This is a genomic window from Acinetobacter sp. A2, from assembly GCF_012371325.1.
Taxonomy (GTDB): domain Bacteria; phylum Pseudomonadota; class Gammaproteobacteria; order Pseudomonadales; family Moraxellaceae; genus Acinetobacter.
In genome coordinates this window covers 1-15,325 of the sequence record NZ_JAAZQX010000028.1, presented here as the reverse complement: position 1 = coordinate 15,325, position 15,325 = coordinate 1, and the positions used below count along the sequence as shown (strand labels likewise).

16 protein-coding genes and 2 pseudogenes are annotated in these 15,325 nt (G+C 38.1%); 8 read left to right on the top strand and 10 right to left on the bottom strand.

The window, feature by feature from the left end:
- Positions 1 to 11 precede the first annotated feature (11 nt).
- Positions 12 to 1,235 (bottom strand): annotated as a pseudogene (locus HHA43_RS10435) (alpha/beta hydrolase).
- A gap of 256 nt (positions 1,236 to 1,491) precedes the next feature.
- Here HHA43_RS10435 and HHA43_RS10430 point away from each other — a divergent pair.
- From HHA43_RS10430 to HHA43_RS10420, 3 genes are all read left to right on the top strand, one after another.
- Positions 1,492 to 2,190 carry an exonuclease domain-containing protein gene (locus HHA43_RS10430; RefSeq protein WP_168461173.1) on the top strand — a complete coding sequence of 233 codons (699 nt, stop codon included), beginning with the start codon at positions 1,492 to 1,494 and terminating at the stop codon, positions 2,188 to 2,190.
- Between the two features lie 107 nt (positions 2,191 to 2,297).
- Entirely contained in the window at positions 2,298 to 3,017 is a 720-nt protein-coding gene (locus HHA43_RS10425; protein ID WP_168461175.1) for a hypothetical protein, read from the top strand.
- A 224-nt stretch (positions 3,018 to 3,241) separates the two neighbouring features.
- Positions 3,242 to 3,604, top strand: coding sequence for a hypothetical protein (locus tag HHA43_RS10420; protein WP_168419227.1), 363 nt, complete (start codon positions 3,242 to 3,244; stop codon positions 3,602 to 3,604).
- A 139-nt stretch (positions 3,605 to 3,743) separates the two neighbouring features.
- Here HHA43_RS10420 and HHA43_RS10415 read toward each other — a convergent pair whose 3' ends face one another.
- Together HHA43_RS10415 and HHA43_RS10410 are read right to left on the bottom strand one after the other, a co-directional pair.
- Positions 3,744 to 3,962, bottom strand: coding sequence for a hypothetical protein (locus tag HHA43_RS10415; RefSeq protein WP_168419226.1), 219 nt, complete (start codon positions 3,960 to 3,962; stop codon positions 3,744 to 3,746).
- A gap of 526 nt (positions 3,963 to 4,488) precedes the next feature.
- Positions 4,489 to 4,686, bottom strand: coding sequence for a hypothetical protein (locus HHA43_RS10410; protein ID WP_168461177.1), 198 nt, complete (start codon positions 4,684 to 4,686; stop codon positions 4,489 to 4,491).
- 348 nt (positions 4,687 to 5,034) lie between these two features.
- On the opposite strand from HHA43_RS10410, the gene HHA43_RS10405 reads away from it, so the two are divergent.
- Positions 5,035 to 6,360 carry a tyrosine-type recombinase/integrase gene (locus HHA43_RS10405; RefSeq protein ID WP_168542582.1) on the top strand — a complete coding sequence of 442 codons (1,326 nt, stop codon included), beginning with the start codon at positions 5,035 to 5,037 and terminating at the stop codon, positions 6,358 to 6,360.
- Between the two features lie 2 nt (positions 6,361 to 6,362).
- Positions 6,363 to 6,662 (top strand): hypothetical protein, encoded by a 300-nt coding sequence (locus tag HHA43_RS10400; RefSeq protein ID WP_216076201.1) that lies wholly within the window; start codon positions 6,363 to 6,365, stop codon positions 6,660 to 6,662.
- A gap of 513 nt (positions 6,663 to 7,175) precedes the next feature.
- Here the strand turns inward: HHA43_RS10400 and HHA43_RS10395 are convergent.
- Complete coding sequence (locus HHA43_RS10395) at positions 7,176 to 7,502, bottom strand: hypothetical protein (protein WP_168542580.1); 327 nt, start codon at positions 7,500 to 7,502, stop codon at positions 7,176 to 7,178.
- 284 nt (positions 7,503 to 7,786) lie between these two features.
- Between HHA43_RS10395 and HHA43_RS10390 the strand changes: the two genes are divergently transcribed.
- The 3 genes from HHA43_RS10390 to HHA43_RS10380 all read left to right on the top strand — a co-directional run bounded on the left by HHA43_RS10390 (position 7,787) and on the right by HHA43_RS10380 (position 9,366).
- On the top strand, positions 7,787 to 8,113 hold the full coding sequence (locus HHA43_RS10390) for a helix-turn-helix domain-containing protein (RefSeq protein ID WP_168542578.1): 327 nt from the start codon (positions 7,787 to 7,789) through the stop codon (positions 8,111 to 8,113).
- Positions 8,114 to 8,232: 119 nt separating this feature from the next.
- Positions 8,233 to 8,433 (top strand): hypothetical protein, encoded by a 201-nt coding sequence (locus tag HHA43_RS10385; protein ID WP_168542576.1) that lies wholly within the window; start codon positions 8,233 to 8,235, stop codon positions 8,431 to 8,433.
- 162 nt (positions 8,434 to 8,595) lie between these two features.
- Positions 8,596 to 9,366: a hypothetical protein gene (locus HHA43_RS10380; RefSeq protein WP_228284179.1), complete on the top strand. Its 771-nt coding sequence runs from the start codon at positions 8,596 to 8,598 to the stop codon at positions 9,364 to 9,366.
- A gap of 114 nt (positions 9,367 to 9,480) precedes the next feature.
- Here the strand turns inward: HHA43_RS10380 and HHA43_RS10375 are convergent.
- The 6 genes and pseudogenes from HHA43_RS10375 to HHA43_RS10350 all read right to left on the bottom strand — a co-directional run.
- Positions 9,481 to 9,852, bottom strand: a pseudogene (locus tag HHA43_RS10375) (DNA mismatch repair protein MutS); the annotation flags it as partial.
- A gap of 251 nt (positions 9,853 to 10,103) precedes the next feature.
- Positions 10,104 to 12,110: an esterase/lipase family protein gene (locus HHA43_RS10370; RefSeq protein ID WP_168370627.1), complete on the bottom strand. Its 2,007-nt coding sequence runs from the start codon at positions 12,108 to 12,110 to the stop codon at positions 10,104 to 10,106.
- A gap of 96 nt (positions 12,111 to 12,206) precedes the next feature.
- Positions 12,207 to 13,847, bottom strand: a complete 1,641-nt coding sequence (locus HHA43_RS10365; protein ID WP_168542572.1) for an IS66-like element ISAba17 family transposase — start codon at positions 13,845 to 13,847, stop codon at positions 12,207 to 12,209.
- 74 nt (positions 13,848 to 13,921) lie between these two features.
- Positions 13,922 to 14,257 carry an IS66 family insertion sequence element accessory protein TnpB gene (tnpB, locus tag HHA43_RS10360; RefSeq protein WP_000618090.1) on the bottom strand — a complete coding sequence of 112 codons (336 nt, stop codon included), beginning with the start codon at positions 14,255 to 14,257 and terminating at the stop codon, positions 13,922 to 13,924.
- On the bottom strand, positions 14,254 to 14,682 hold the full coding sequence (gene tnpA / locus HHA43_RS10355) for an IS66-like element accessory protein TnpA (protein WP_046128035.1): 429 nt from the start codon (positions 14,680 to 14,682) through the stop codon (positions 14,254 to 14,256). Before tnpA ends, tnpB begins: the two co-directional genes overlap by 4 nt.
- A gap of 30 nt (positions 14,683 to 14,712) precedes the next feature.
- Positions 14,713 to 15,171, bottom strand: coding sequence for a hypothetical protein (locus HHA43_RS10350; RefSeq protein ID WP_168542570.1), 459 nt, complete (start codon positions 15,169 to 15,171; stop codon positions 14,713 to 14,715).
- Positions 15,172 to 15,325: the final 154 nt, after the last annotated feature.

The window sequence follows — 15,325 nt, the reverse complement described above, 5'->3', positions numbered from 1 at the left end:
TATTCAAAGACTTATTGAATAGGCATTAAAGCTTTTACATCATTAACGATATATTCAATATTATTTGTTAAGACCGTGTGGTGATCCCAAGTTGCTTCTGCATGATATTGAATACTCGATTGCTTTGCTGCTGCACCACTCAACAATAAATCTGTTGCAACTTTAGGTACCACCGCATCAGCTCCACCTTGGTAAATAATAACTAGCTAATTAACTTTGACTTGTAATGGTTGTGAATCTTTCGATAAAAATTGACTCACATCTGCCAAGCTTAAGAAATTCGGTTGCGTCCGAGGATACCCATCGATACTCCACTCATTTCCAGCAGCGTATTGCCCCATTGCCACCCCTAGTTTAACACCTAAAATATCAGAATATTCAGTGTCTGCAAGTGCAGCAATCCCATCAGTTGGAGATTTAAACACTTGCTGATAACTTAGACTAGGATTTTTATTTCTTAGACCCGCCGTAATCAGTGCTGTATATGTATCCAGCATAGCTAAAGTATTAATTTTTGCTTCTAAATTTGTTAATTGAGCTGCCTGCTGTTCTCCCATGGTCAAAATCGCAGCTAAATTAGAAGCAGGGGCTATCGCAATCGTACCTTTATAATCCAACTGAGCACGTGAAGCATACTGCGCAGCCCCTAATGCAGCATGTCCACCTTGCGAATGTCCTACAGTCATCCATTGTTTAGCGGCTTGATTACCCAAATAATTACGTGCTGCAACCACCGCGTCTGTAATAGAAAATGCAGTACTCTGCAAGTTTAAGAAAGGATGGGCTTCATTTTCACTTGGCTCACCTAAACCCTCATAGTCTGGGGCGACCACGACATAACCTGCTGCCAGTAATTGATCAATCATCCCCTTAATATACATATTTAAAGGTGCTTTACTCGGTGCACAATCATCTGCCACACCTGTCGTGCCATGAGCCCAAACCACAATAGGCCAACCCGTGATTGGTGGTGCTGTTTTAGGTGTAAATAACAAAGAAGTCGCTTGTACTTCATTTCCATTTACCCCTAACATTTTATAGGTCATTATGACACTTTCCGCTGCTGTTGCTGACATATCTGACGCATCATAAGCTTTAGGTGTAAGCACCAAAGGATTGATAATACTATGTTTCGGAATACCATCATCAATTACTACAACGCTAGTATCGTCATGATCATCATTACATGCTGTTAACAACAAACTACTGCTGGCCAAAGCCACACTCAGCCATATTTTTTCATTGCTTCGCCCTTCTCTTAATATTGTTATGTATGCGTCCTTCGCAATTTATAGTTGTACGCTTTTTTAGCAATTCAAGCAAGATTACGTCAATTAATATGCAAATGCATTTTATTTAAAATCAAATACTTACAAATAAAATGCAAGATTCATCACACATCAAATATCCAACATCAATCTAATTCAATTTGTCATACGTACATGCAAATGTTAGATTGCTTTTTTCACTATTCAGCAAGCGAATCAGGACATGCAAGCCATTATTCTCGACACCGAAACCCATACCTTAAATGGTCAACCGATTGAGATTGCCTATGCCCCTATTCAAATTGAAGATGGAAAAATCAGCTTAGATAAAAGTCAAATTTTCGATCAGCTGTATCAAGTCGATGAGCCGATTTCATTTGCAGCGATGGCAGTTCATCATATTTTAGAGTCAGATTTGGTCGATCAACCACACTACAGCAGTTTTGAGTTGCCTGCTGAAACGACCTATATCATCGGTCACAATATTGATTATGATATTCGTGCACTGGAAAAATGTGGTGTAGATACCCGTAATATCAAAGCGATTTGCACGCTGGCGTTGGCACGTCGTGTTTGGCCGAATGCCGAAGCACACAATATTTCAGCCTTAATTTACATGATAACCAAAGGCAGTGAAAAAGCCCGAGACATGATTAAAAAAGCACATCGTGCCGATATGGATATTATTTTAACGGCCAATATTTTGATGCATGAAGTTCATCAACTCCAAATTAAAAGTCTTGAAGAGTTGTATGTCGCTTCTGAAGAAGCGCGTATTCCACAAATCATTAATTTTGGTAAACATCGCGGGACTGCAATTGCAGAACTCCCTGCAGATTATGTGCAATGGTTATTACGTCAAGAAGATTTAGACCCATACTTACGCAAAGCCTTAGAAAATACCCGAATTCAAACTTTATAAAAGTTTCAAGTGAAATTTATTGCATTTACTTGTCATAAATTGTTCATATTAATGTAATTATCAACATTTAAGCTGTGCCTTAATTTATTGGGGAATAAATTAAGGTCATGTTTAATTATCAAAAAACTCAACTCGGTTTAGATGCTCTACAACAACGCACTCGTGATTTAAATGCACGCCAACGTCGTTTGTTAGTACTCATAGGTACTGAAGATTTTGATTTATTGGGTGATCAGTTCAAGCAACGCCTTGCACCACCTGAACTCATTGAGCAGCTTTTAGATATGCAACTCATTGCGCCTGCTGCGCTTGATGAAACCCCAGACTTAACACTTACAGCAACAATCGAAAATACACATCAAGCAGAAACTACTTCTGCCCCGCAGGTTTTTCAAACTGAAATTCAAACTCATCTTTCCAGTGCTCCCCAGCCCTCTCATGCAGAAAGTTTGGCAGCGCCGATTCAAACACAACATTTACACCTTACCCCACCACGTGTAAATACAGAAACATACGCCGAAGCTGTAACATCCACAGAAACAGTGGTAGAAGAAAAAACTGTACAGCATGAAGCAGCTCAACTAGAAATTTCAGCCCTAAGTTTTGAAGATATTAAATTTTTAATGATGGATACTTTGCAGCGTCATTGTGGGCTCATGGCCAAGCAATTAATTCAGCGCATTTTACAATCGCAAGATATTCGCAGTTTAAAACTATGCCAAATGCAGTGGATTACCTCTTTGCAAGAAACGCGTTTGCCACCTAAAGAGTTAAATCGAGTTTTGCAGCAAATTAATTATTCTTTACAGAAACTTAATCCTACTTAACGCTTAGATGTTTTTAATTCACTCTAAGTCTTTTAAACGATTAAAAAACCATAAATAAACTTAGGTCTATTCTATTTTTTATTATTTTTCATATAGATTTGAAATCTAAAATAGACTGTAAGTATAGTATTCCAGCATAAACTAAGACTTTAGATGCATAGCTCTAAGCAATCCAAATCAGCGATATAGGGATTATCCAAAATTGTTGAAGCTAGGGTTTAGGCATGGGCAATGCATTTTTTTTAGAGTTTGATGCTTACGACAATCCAATGCAATTAAGCAAAGTGGGCAATTGGGTTATTACCTTTTTAAGCCCGAAAGACCAAGAGCATCAAGTACAACTGGCAATCACTAATGTATTGCCACGTCAAATTTCTGCACAACTGCAACCTCGTCGAATTGTGATTCAACAAAGCGCTGACGCACAGCAATGGCAAATTCAGCAAATTGAATGTTTTGATAGTCAGACGAATCAGGAAATTAGTTTTCAGGCCAAAGATTCAATAGGACAAACAGTCATTCAGAAAGTTATTCAAGAATTTGATAAATACGATGTAAGTATTCAGCTGATTGAAAATGGCAAATGATCAAATCGAATCGATTGATATTTTAATAATAAAGTTGGTCAGCATATTGCTGCATTTGCTTCTGTAAAAAATATCGACCCAAAACAAAAGAAGCTCATCAAGGTGAGCTTCTTTAAACGAATCTTGGAATCACAAAAATTTACTCCAAAACACGGAAAATACTGTCAGATTCACGACTTTCAAATAAAAGTTCGATACTTGGCAAAATCACTTCACCCTCTACAATAATATGTTCAATTTTGTGGAAAAGTGCCAAACCCGCGGCCAATGAGCTTTCTGGAATATTACGCAGCAATGCCTTTGCTTCGTAAATATGGCTGAATTGGTCCTTAACTTTAATATCGACTAGTTGCGTCATTGTTGTTCCCTTTTTTTCTTGACGGAAATTTTTTATACCATAGCTTATAAATTTTTTAAAAAAGTGAGATGTTAAATTGTTTGACAATGTAGTAATTTTTTAAAGAACAATTTAATTATCGTTATATTTCAACATCATATTTTTTAAAATTTTTATTTACAACTTACAAAATCACTGTAAAGTTGCTTGGTCTTTATTCTAGCATAGAAAAAGCTCGCATTGCTGCGAGCTTTTTTATGTTGGAAGGCTAGTGCTGATTTATTGTTTGAACCTATGTTGCAAACTCAACGAGCTGTCATTGATCCGTCCAACTTCATCGTAGCGTCTATTTCATTGAATGACCTACTGTAGTTTTAATATAGGTAAAGTTTTTGATCGCCACAAGGCCCTACTACATTTCAATACGATTGCTCAGCACAAATCATCTTGATTAGTTTGGTATTTACTGCATAATTTTATGCGCTTGCCACAACAAGCAAAATATATATAACTACAATGCAACCTCAGTAAAAAATTAATTAAATTCTTACTCTATCAATTCAATTTCATAATCAACATCTTGCACCATATCTTTGTTATACATTTTCGCCATAGCAGTAGCTGCTGCATAGTCATAAAATAAACCTTCAGCAACCGCTTTACTTCGAAATTCTGTTGTACCAATTTCATTATCATGTGGCACAAAATAAAGATTTTCTGGTATGAGTTTAACGATATAGCCCATCTAGCAGCCCTCAGATGTTTGAGTTTTTAAAATATGTGAGCTTTATAGGCTGAAATAATCAAACACGCTATGGCAAATAGCATCGAACGTTTATCTTAATTTTTTATATACTTTTCAAGTATTTTTATATTTCAGCTAGGTTGTGCTTTTCTTTTATGGAAATTTGGTGCGCTCAGCGCGCACAAAGATAATGCTAAAACATGCCAAAATATAGTTATAAAACCATGATTAATAATTATTTTTTGTAAGAACATAGCAACATATAGTTGTAGCATCACACACACAGTTGCAAAATTTAAGTACACAAATGAGTATACAGACAGGTGAATAATGTAAGTAAAAAATATTATGGCAAGAACCGTTGTTCCTCTTTCAGAATCTAAATGTTCATCATCAAAACCGCGTGATTCAGATTACTCACTTTTTGATGGGAATGGATTGATTCTATATATCCGAAAAAGCGGTACCAAAGTGTGGCGCTACAAGTATAAAAAGACTAATGGAAAAGTTGGCAACATCACGCTCGGACAGTACCCTGCACTTTCATTAAAAAATGCCAGAGAAAAACGCCGTGAGTTTGAAGCATTGATCGCTTCCAATATAGATCCCATCGAACATCTAAACAACCAGCGATCCAATAAAGGAAAAGCTGTGACATTTGAAAGTATTGCCCGAGAGTGGCACAGAGAATACAAAACTACTGGTAGATGGGGTGAGGACACAGCAGAAAGAGTTCTTCTAAACTTAAACCACTACGTTTTTAGTCAAATAGGAAATATGACGTTTGACGAAATTAAGCCTAAAGAATTAATACAATTAATCCGCTCCATTGAAGAAAAAGGATTTACAGAAGTTGTCAAAAAGACACGTCAACGTCTTATTAGTATTTATGCATACGCTATTTCACGTGGTATCACTGAAACCAATACGGCGTACTTTTTAAAAGATATCTTTGTAAAAACCAAAAAGCCGAAACATCATCCTCAGTTACCCTTGGAAAAATTACCAGAATTACTGCAGCGAATTGAAGCTGATCAGGGTCATCCGTTGACTAAGCTATGTATGCGTTTTGCACTACACACATTTACTCGCTCTAGTGAATTCAGATTTGCTCGGTGGGATGAATTTGATTTAGACAAAGGAATCTGGAGTATACCTGCGGAAAGGGATCCTGTACCAGGTGAAAGATTTTCTCAGCGCGGTGCAAAGATGAGAGAAATACACCTTATCCCACTTTCTAAACAAGCTTTAAATATTCTCGGAGAATTAAAAACGTATAGCAGCACGTCCCCCAATATATTCCCCAAAAATGGAAATTTGAATGGATTTATCAGCGAGTCCACTATCAATAATACTTTACGAAGATTAGGTTATGACACTCAAAAAGATATATGCGGTCATGGCTTTCGAGGAATGGCTTGTTCAGCATTAGTGCAAAGCACTCTGTTCCAAAAAGAAGCTGTTGAAAAGCAAATGAGTCATCAAGAGCGTGATCAAGTGCGACTTGCCTATACACATCAAGCTGAGTATTTAGATGAGCGTAAAGCGATGGTTAATTGGTGGAGTGATTATCTAGACGCAAATAGATTTAATCATGTATCGCCGTATGATTTTACCAAACAGCTTTTAGGGGAAGATGTTATCCAATTCAAATATGCAAAATTAGTAGGCTAACTATGACAGAGATAAAACTGATAACAATCCAAGAGGCTGAGTTACGTGAAATTATTCGCCAAGAGGTCACAGCGGTATTAAAGCAACACTTTGAAAGCCAAAAGGATGCTTTATTAAATATTTCTCAAATATGTGAATCGATACCGGGAATGACCCAGCATCTTTTCAAAAAACTAGAGGCTGAAGCTAAGTTAAAAAATATCCGCGGTAAATATTCACTGAATGCTGTCAAACATGCGCAGCTCAAATATCTTTGGACAAGATGTAAGTGCGCAACCAAAGTTAAAAACAAGCATTATTAACATCATAAAGTTAAAATCAAAATACGCCACAAGCCTTACGGCACGTATATTTCACCGCTAAAATCGGATTTCCCGATATGTTAAAAAGTTAACTTTTACTGGAACACAAATTTTTTATAAATGCGTGGGGCGAGTGGTCAGGGTTTTGAAACTTTTTTTAACTTTTTCGTACCCCCCACCCATCTATGACTTTCAGTTGCATGCTAAAGAAGCTGATCTGAGTTTATCATCTATACGGCGTGCACAGGAAAGATTAAATATTAAACCTTTTAGGCCTTATGGTGAAAAAGTATGGTTTTGGGCATTGCCTAAGATTCATAGACTAGATGAGCCGACACATTTCTAAAACTATATTGATCGATGTAATCAACATGAATAAGTTGATCTACATGGATCTAACTATATGAAATTCATGAATATTCAACTTGCTCATGCTGAATAGGCATGAGCAAGTTGATGAACAATATGAATGTATTTAAAATCATATAGTTATCTTAGACTTATTTATGTTGCTCAACTTGCACCATAATTCATTTGGTATTTTATTTTGTTTTTAAATTCGCAGTATAGCTCATCATAGACTTCATTAAAGTTGATGAGTCCAGATCCATTAAAACCATATTTTTCGAAATACCGATTATCAATGTAATAAGCTAAAGTCTCATATGTGTTCAGGTCTGTAGCAACATTGAGCTGTCTGCAAAATGATGAGTTATATTGTAAATTTAATTCAGTTTTTTCAATAATTTTTGTTGCAATCATTTTAGAAATTTGACTGACATTTAAATTTCGAATAGCTGGGTGTACAGAAATAGGGATATGGCTCGGTGAACTGCTCATAATAGACTCCAAGATAATTTTACTTCAATGGTCTGTTATGAAAGAATGCAAAGGTAAAACGTCGAAATTTTACATCTTTCATTTCAGTAACTTAAGATGAAAAGCATGAGTGTTTTATTGTCGAGATAAGACACTCATGCACATACACTATTCTTCATATTAAATTTCCTCTTTTAATTTCTTTTGATGATGTCTTTTTGTCGAAATAGACAATAAAATACTGTGAATATATATATGAAAACTTGTCGATATAGTCAAGTTATTATTGTCGTTTATGGTGTTTTATGTTGATTGAGATGGATTCTGAGCTGTTTTGTGTACGGCTCAAAGAAATAAGAACACAAAGAAAAATGACACAGCAGGATATTGCTGAAAAAACAGGGATTCCATCAACTTCAATCTCACATATTGAAGCAGGTTCTCGTAAGCCGTCTTTAGAAAATTTTTATAAGTTGGTGGTAGTACTGAATGTCTCAAGTGATTACCTGCTTGGGCGTACTGATCAGTATTCAGATTTAGGCACTGACCCAATTGCTAAATCTATTCAAGCGTTACCAGAGTCTGAAAGAGAGATGATTCAGAAATTCATCTTGTCTTTACAAAAGGCATAACTGGAATAAATGCTTAAAGAAAATGAGCAAATCAGATATATAAATTAATTTGGAAAAATTATGAACATTAATGAGTTAAAACAGCTAGAAGATCAACTTTGGACAGCAGCAGATAGTCTTTGAATACAACACCTAAAGTTTTGGTTCAGGATTGGTGGAAGGATACTCAACAAAGCGAGATTGTAAAACGTGAAATTTCTAAAGTTTTAGATGTAGATTTACCAAATAGCTATGATTTTATTATGTTTACAGAAAAAGTTACTAAAATTTTTGACCTAGTAAAAACATTGGCTATGAATAATGATAAGTGGGTGAGTTAATTAAAGTTTAGGATAAAGTGAGCCTTATTTAGTTGTTAAATTAAAGTAAGTTGGCAACCTTATATTTTTATTAGGCTTTGTTGCATAAATATGTAAGCATCTGATTTAAATAGATTTAACTTTAGATCAAAAAATAATCAAAACTTTTAAAATCATATAGTTATGAAATCTTTGTGCAACAAAGCCGAATTATGTCTAAAAGACATTAGAAATACTCTAAGTCATGGCTATCATTATTATTTTAATAATGCTTTTACAGGTCAATATAGAGAACAATTTATATCTCTTGTCAAAACTATGCTCGAATCTAAGTATGAAGATGTGAAAAAAGAGGGTCATAAACAAGTCATTGCTCGATGGCTATTCAATGATTTATTTGAGACAGAACTTCAACTAGGACTTGAATCCAAAAATGTAGAAAGCCTTTTGGGATATGCTTCTGTCATAAATCAACTATTGGGAGATGATACTAAAGGTTTTGACCATTCAAAGTTAAAAGCTATCTTTGAAATATTAGTCAATTTAGAAAATGAAGATATTCTGAAAAAAATGGGAAGATTTTTCGGTCAAAAATTTTGGTCAAAAAAATATTCCAGGGAATTTTTTGAAATTTATGTCCATTCAAAAGCATTAAATCATAATGTTTATACTGTCTTACACTCTATAGAAGAAAGCCCGACAATGGCTCAATTTAGTGATCTCATTATGATTATGATCCAAAATATTCTTAAGTTAAAAACTCAAGAATTAATGAATAATTTAGATACAGATGCTATAACGAGAGTCATTCAGCAACTGTATGATCAAGCAGAAAATGATGAAAATGAAGAAATACTAAGTTACTGTCTCGATATGTGGGATGAGCTTTTGGCTAGTAATCATTCATTCATACGAAATATGACAGATAAAATAGAAACAGGATTACTTACATAGTTATCATACAATATAAATATTTGAAATGATTTTTGAATACAAAAAAGAGCCATTATCAAATAACTGTAGGCTCTTTTTGTATATTTAATTTATTGGCTTTAAAAAATCTTGATTATCATTTTCTTCAAAACCATTGGTAATAATCCGGACAACGCCACGTTCAACAGGGGCCTTACCTGTGACTTCACCAATTTGCTCGCAAATAACGACGGTTTCGCCTTTTTTCACCAAGCGAGCAAGGTAGCCTTCAGCTGCATGGTAAGGAACACCTGCCATAGGGATGGGTTCACCATTGGCTTTGCCACGATGGGTCAGGGTAATCCCGAGAAGTTTAGCGGCCTTGTGTGCATCTTCAAAAAATAGCTCGTAGAAGTCACCCATACGATAGAACATCAAAGAGTGCGGATGTTGCATTTTGACGCCCATGTACTGTTGCATCATGGGAGTGAGGGTGGACAAATCAGTTATGATTCCCGAATTGCTCATGTAGGTGAAATCCTTAAATCTTTGAAAATACACAATATAAAAATAGACCGAGCGACACCGCTTACCGTGTGTATTTATGCGCTATGAACAGCTATTGTATGAATGGCAATATCTTAGCAAAATTGAAAACGACTAAACAATAAATCATCTATAAAGCGAACAGTTGTTAAACAGCCAAGTGATTATTGTTGTAGGCGTTAGGTGTAAAGCAAAAATAAAAAGCCTAAACATCTGTTTAGGCTTTTTAAGATTTAAGGCTTATACAGACCGAGTTCAGTCAGGTGCAACCGCAGGATACGACGTAACTCAAGAACGGCTTCAGGCGTTTCTTGAATAGAATGTCCACCTTTAATAATCTTCTCAGACAATGCACCATCTAGATGGGCACTCGTATAAGGCACGACATCGTCTGTAATGATATTGAGGTCATCACTTTTGGTCGCATTCCCCATGATGCTGTGGAATTTCATGCCTTTGTATGGAACGACGTTTTTAGTTAACCGAGTAAAATTAGAGTTTTTGCTGAGATCACTTGGTCCATTTTGAATGAGTCCATTATCGACATCTTTAATGAAGGCTTGTAGGTCAGGGTCACTACTTTGTATAACATCGGTCAGTGCCCCCAAAAACGCACCTGGTAGACGAATAACTTTACGTGCCGCAAGAGTAAACCAGCGGTCAGCAAACTCTGTCCCACGATGTGGCGCTGCTAAGAAAATGGCCCGACTGAAGTTTGGAATCGGTTGAATGTCGAGACGTGATTTAAACAGAGGGTCATTTTTAAATTGTTGCACACGTCGATTGGGTAGCAGTTTCATTGCCGCAGGGGTTAAGTCAGCATCGCTTACCAAAAGCCGTGCAATAATGCCGCCCATACTATGTCCCACTAGTACAGCATGCTTTTTGGCAGGCGCTTTGCTGTCGATCAAATTAAAACTTTGTTGAATGATTGCATAGATTTGGAAACGACTTTCCAAAATTGGCATATTGGTCGAGTAGAACACTTGCCAGACTTGATAGTGTTCACGTAGCACGGGATCGCCCATGACATCATTCGTCAGGCGAATCCATGCTTCTGGACTACTGGCTAGTCCGTGAACGAGCACCACCACTTTTTTATTTGGGTTGTACGGCTCAAGCATGTATAGGTGCGGCATGGTGAGGCGTGCATCACGATCAATCAGTGATAAATACGCGGCTTTACCTAAATTGTTTTGTGCCAACCATAAGCCATAAGGTGCAGAAAAGTTTGCAGCAAGAGGGTAACTTTTGCCTGCAATTTTCGCAGATTCAAACTTATAGGGATCATAAGCTGAGATTTCAAACTCAGGGTTGTTTAAGATCTCATCGATACTGGATGCAGAGCGTGGCTGTGCGGTAATGGTTGCCGCCAAATAACGGGCATTGTGAATGTTGGGATTACGACCATTGGTATACTGATAATGCAGTGGATCGACAATATATTTGGCTTTTTCGGGTGAGGTGTCGTTGTGCTCAGGTGGGAGGACAATCAGAAACTCTGAACCAAAACCATCGCGACGTGTGATAGAGCGCAGGCCGGAAAAGTTCATATTGTAAGTTGACATCAGTTGTTCAACTTGACGGTTTTTTAAAAGTGGGTAGTTATCATAATTTATGCGGTAAATACTTTGTCCCACTTTGATTTGATTACCGACTTCAGAAGGTCCATGGCGTAGTCCATAACTATGTACAAGTTTAGCGATAGCTTGGTTATAAAAGTCACGGAGTTGGACTTGTCGGTTATCAAAAATACGATCTTGGGGGCCACGTTTGGTGTTAAACATGTAGGCGTAACTATAACGAATACTTTTATCTAGCATGCCGAGTTGCTGATCTAGGCAGCTTTGGTAGTTTTGTTTTTGTAGCGCTTTTTTTTCTGCAGACTGGGTCTTGGCTAAAATACTCACTTTACAGGCAGATGATTTTTCTAAGGAAATTGCTTTAGCGAGATACAGTTCGCTGGCAGTAGAGAGAAGTTGTTCATCCTGAATTTGTGGAATTTGTCTGAGTTCGCTGACACATTCTTCAGGTTGCTCTGAACAGATTTTGGCTTCTCGACCTGTCATAGACAGTACGTTTAGACTCGCTTCACTGAGCTTATCCCGCGTTAAAATACTCTCACGCTCATTGGTAATTGTGACGTTCAGTGATTGATTTTTCACACTGACCACTTGGCAACCACTCAAAAGCGAAACGAGAGTGGTCATCATCAAGGTGCTACGGATGTATTTAGGCATAAAAAGCGTCGACTACCGTTTATTCTTTTGATTTTTTTAAATCATACGATAATTCTCGGATTTATGTAAGCATCCGCTGAACGCCATCGCCAAGTTTTAACGGGGTTCAGGTTTCCAGCGGTGAGGTAGTAATTCTTCTATTTGGGGCACTTTATGTGTTGGCAACCTTTTCAGCACATCACTTAAATAGGCATACGGATCCAAGCCATTCAGCTTTGCTGACTGGATTAAAGTCATGATATTGGCAGCTCGTTGACCACTGCGCAGCGAACCTGCAAATAGCCAGTTCTTACGCCCCAAGGCCCAGGGACGCATTTGGTTCTCTATCCAATTATTGTCAATGGGTAGATTGCCATCATCCAGATAGCGGCTTAAAGCAGTCCAACGTTTTAGGCTGTAATTGATCGCCCGGGCGGTTGGAGAACTCGATGGCACCGTCAGCTGATGTTGGTTGAGCCATTCATATAGTTGTTGCATGACCGGTTGACTATGCTGTTGTCGGTATTCGCAGCGGTCTTCCGCTGTACCATCCGTCTTTTTTCTTAATTCTGCTTCTATCGCATATAATTTCTGAATCAGCACTAATGCCTGTTCAGCGACCTGACTTTTCTTGGTCACATGTAGTTCATGGAATTTACGACGTGCATGTGCCATGCAGCCCACCTCAATGACCTGACCTGATCTAAAGCGTGCTTTATAACCACTGTAATCATCACAGACCAAATGACCCTGCCAGCCTTTCAGGAAGTCTTCAGCATGCTGGCCAGAACGGCTATCTTGAAAGTCATAGATCACTGCCTGAACTGGATTGTACTGTGTGCTGGCATAGGCCCAGACATAACCTTTTTTGGGCTTTTTCTCATTTTCACCCATCTGCATGACCGTCACCGGTGTTTCATCTGCATGGATCACCTGCTGTTGCAGTACCACCTGTTTTAAGGCATTGGCCAGAGGTTCCAGTTCCACCCCACAGCGGCCAATCCAGTCAGATAACGTTGATCTAGACAGATCAACACCTGCGCGTAGAAAGATTTGACGTTGACGGTACAAAGGCAAATGATCGGCATACTTTGACACCAGCACATGGCTAAGCAATTCAGGTGAAGCAATGCCTTTATCAATCACATAGGCTGGCATCGCTTGCTGAGTCAGAGTGTCACACTGATCACAGACCCATTTACCACGCACATGCTGTTCCTTATAGAACTGTGCCGGTCTGAAATTCAGTTTTTCACTGACATCTTCACCGATACGACGCAAGGTACAGCCACAACTGCATTGTGTTGATTCAGGTTCATGCTCAATACGGAGGGTGTGTAGATGATCTGGCAACAGCCGACGTTTAGGTTTGTTGACTGGGGCTTTCTGTGCAGCTGCATTGGTTTTATCTGCATTCAGTCGTTCCAGATCAACCGCTGCAATATCTTCTTCAACCGCTTCATCCCAGAGATGGATTTGTTTTGCGGTGAGATGTTCGTTTTTACTGCCGAATTTATGCTGTTTAAATAGTGCAAGCTCATGCTCGTATTTTTGATTGAGAATAGAAAGATGTTGAACTTTAGAATCTAATTGCTGATTGGTGACTTCAAGATGTTGAACTCTGGCATCTAATTGCTGATTTGATTGTTCCAGTTGTTGTTTAGATTGTGCCAGAGACTGATGCTGCATCGCCAACTGTCTGGTAAATTCCAGCAGTTGTTCATGGGTCAGTTGGCTTAAATCAGGCAGCGTATTCATGACCGCAGTATGCCTGAGGTCATGATGCAGAGGAAATAGAACGTTTGGAGAATAGCAGAATGGATGAGCCTGGTTTAGAGCATTGTTACCACTTGCTGCAGTCCGATTCTTTGCCAGGGCAAACCCTGGATCAGTGCCTGTAACTGCTCCGGGCTGATCGCCATACTTTCACCCTGGTGAACTTTAGCCCAGTGGAATTTCCCCTGTTCCAGCCGCCGGGCACACAGCCAGATACCCAGTCCATCATGCACCAGCACTTTCATACGATGGCCACGCTTATTACAGAACAGGTAAGCGCAATGCGGTTTGATGTAGCCAAAGGCTCTCAGCACCTGAGCCATGGCTGTATCCATCCCTGCACGCATGTCCATCGGCTGGGTAGACAACCAGATCTCATCAATACGAATCATTGAGTCAAACCCTGGATCAGCAACAGTAATTCAGTTACTGACTCCACCGGCCAGTCGATCTCGATCATCTGATCCCTTGCGGAACTTGGTGCCTCATGTAATGGAATCCTGATATGAGCGACAGCTTTCTTCTCTGGCACAGGTGGTAGAGGTGCTTCTTGTTTGACTGGAGTCGGGTGAAGAATGACCGGAAGAAAGTCAGTCTGTGGAATGGAGGGGGGTGTTAATGCAGAGGGCATTGATCTGGACTGACGAATCCATTTATGCAACAGATTCGCATTGACCTGATGTTGCATTGCTACCTTAGCCACCGATGTATCTGGCTGCTGGCATTGCTGAATAAGTTGATGTTTAAATTCAGCCGTGAAGGTTCGACGGGGCTTTTTTAGCGTTGCTGTACTGTCTATAACTGTCTTTAAATCCATAAATAGGTGTCCACTTAAATTTAGTGGACACTATCGCGGTATTAATGAGTTAGAAAAAGTGGGGTTCAGCGGACGCTTACAACCATTGGAAATTAATACTTTCTCTAATTGTTCTCTCTTGGGATTAACCGATTTAATACCTACTAACCACATACTATTATTAAACCATTCTTTTGGTAAATAATTTTTTATATCATCTAAATCATTTAAAATGCTTTCTGTAAATCTGCTAAATTTATTGGCTGATGGTGATTTACCTAAATTAAATTCAACAGTATTATTTTGCGAATTGAATTCAAACCATAAAAATCCAAGTAAATTAGAGTTTAAGTCTTTGACTTCAAAAAAGTATTCATAGTCTAATTCATTCCCTATATTTAGATGGCCACCAGCAAAAGTCCGAGGATTTTGAAGTAAAATTTTGATATTTTTATCAATTAAGGGTTTAGGTCTTTTGTGATAAGCGTAAATCATTCTTTCTTGACTCATATTTTAATTAATTGGTATAGGCCTTAGCACCTAACAACTTAACTACGCTACAGATGCCATATATTCCTTAATAGATAGGTAATCCCCCCTAAAAATAATAGGATCTAAAAGTAGAATTTTCTCTTAAGATACGAGCAGGAGATTCTGCATGAAA

What these genes read in the sequence shown, in the direction of transcription:
- HHA43_RS10430 (WP_168461173.1), top strand. Translation starts at nt 1,492, where the DNA reads ATGCAAGCCATTATTCTCGACACCGAAACCCATACCTTAAATGGTCAA.
- HHA43_RS10425 (WP_168461175.1), top strand. Translation starts at nt 2,298, where the DNA reads ATGTTTAATTATCAAAAAACTCAACTCGGTTTAGATGCTCTACAACAA.
- HHA43_RS10420 (WP_168419227.1), top strand. Translation starts at nt 3,242, where the DNA reads ATGGGCAATGCATTTTTTTTAGAGTTTGATGCTTACGACAATCCAATG.
- HHA43_RS10415 (WP_168419226.1), bottom strand. Translation starts at nt 3,962, where the DNA reads ATGACGCAACTAGTCGATATTAAAGTTAAGGACCAATTCAGCCATATT.
- HHA43_RS10410 (WP_168461177.1), bottom strand. Translation starts at nt 4,686, where the DNA reads ATGGGCTATATCGTTAAACTCATACCAGAAAATCTTTATTTTGTGCCA.
- HHA43_RS10405 (WP_168542582.1), top strand. Translation starts at nt 5,035, where the DNA reads ATGGCAAGAACCGTTGTTCCTCTTTCAGAATCTAAATGTTCATCATCA.
- HHA43_RS10400 (WP_216076201.1), top strand. Translation starts at nt 6,363, where the DNA reads ATGACAGAGATAAAACTGATAACAATCCAAGAGGCTGAGTTACGTGAA.
- HHA43_RS10395 (WP_168542580.1), bottom strand. Translation starts at nt 7,502, where the DNA reads ATGAGCAGTTCACCGAGCCATATCCCTATTTCTGTACACCCAGCTATT.
- HHA43_RS10390 (WP_168542578.1), top strand. Translation starts at nt 7,787, where the DNA reads ATGTTGATTGAGATGGATTCTGAGCTGTTTTGTGTACGGCTCAAAGAA.
- HHA43_RS10380 (WP_228284179.1), top strand. Translation starts at nt 8,596, where the DNA reads ATGAAATCTTTGTGCAACAAAGCCGAATTATGTCTAAAAGACATTAGA.
- HHA43_RS10370 (WP_168370627.1), bottom strand. Translation starts at nt 12,110, where the DNA reads ATGCCTAAATACATCCGTAGCACCTTGATGATGACCACTCTCGTTTCG.
- HHA43_RS10365 (WP_168542572.1), bottom strand. Translation starts at nt 13,847, where the DNA reads ATGAATACGCTGCCTGATTTAAGCCAACTGACCCATGAACAACTGCTG.
- tnpB (WP_000618090.1), bottom strand. Translation starts at nt 14,257, where the DNA reads ATGATTCGTATTGATGAGATCTGGTTGTCTACCCAGCCGATGGACATG.
- tnpA (WP_046128035.1), bottom strand. Translation starts at nt 14,682, where the DNA reads ATGGATTTAAAGACAGTTATAGACAGTACAGCAACGCTAAAAAAGCCC.
- HHA43_RS10350 (WP_168542570.1), bottom strand. Translation starts at nt 15,171, where the DNA reads ATGAGTCAAGAAAGAATGATTTACGCTTATCACAAAAGACCTAAACCC.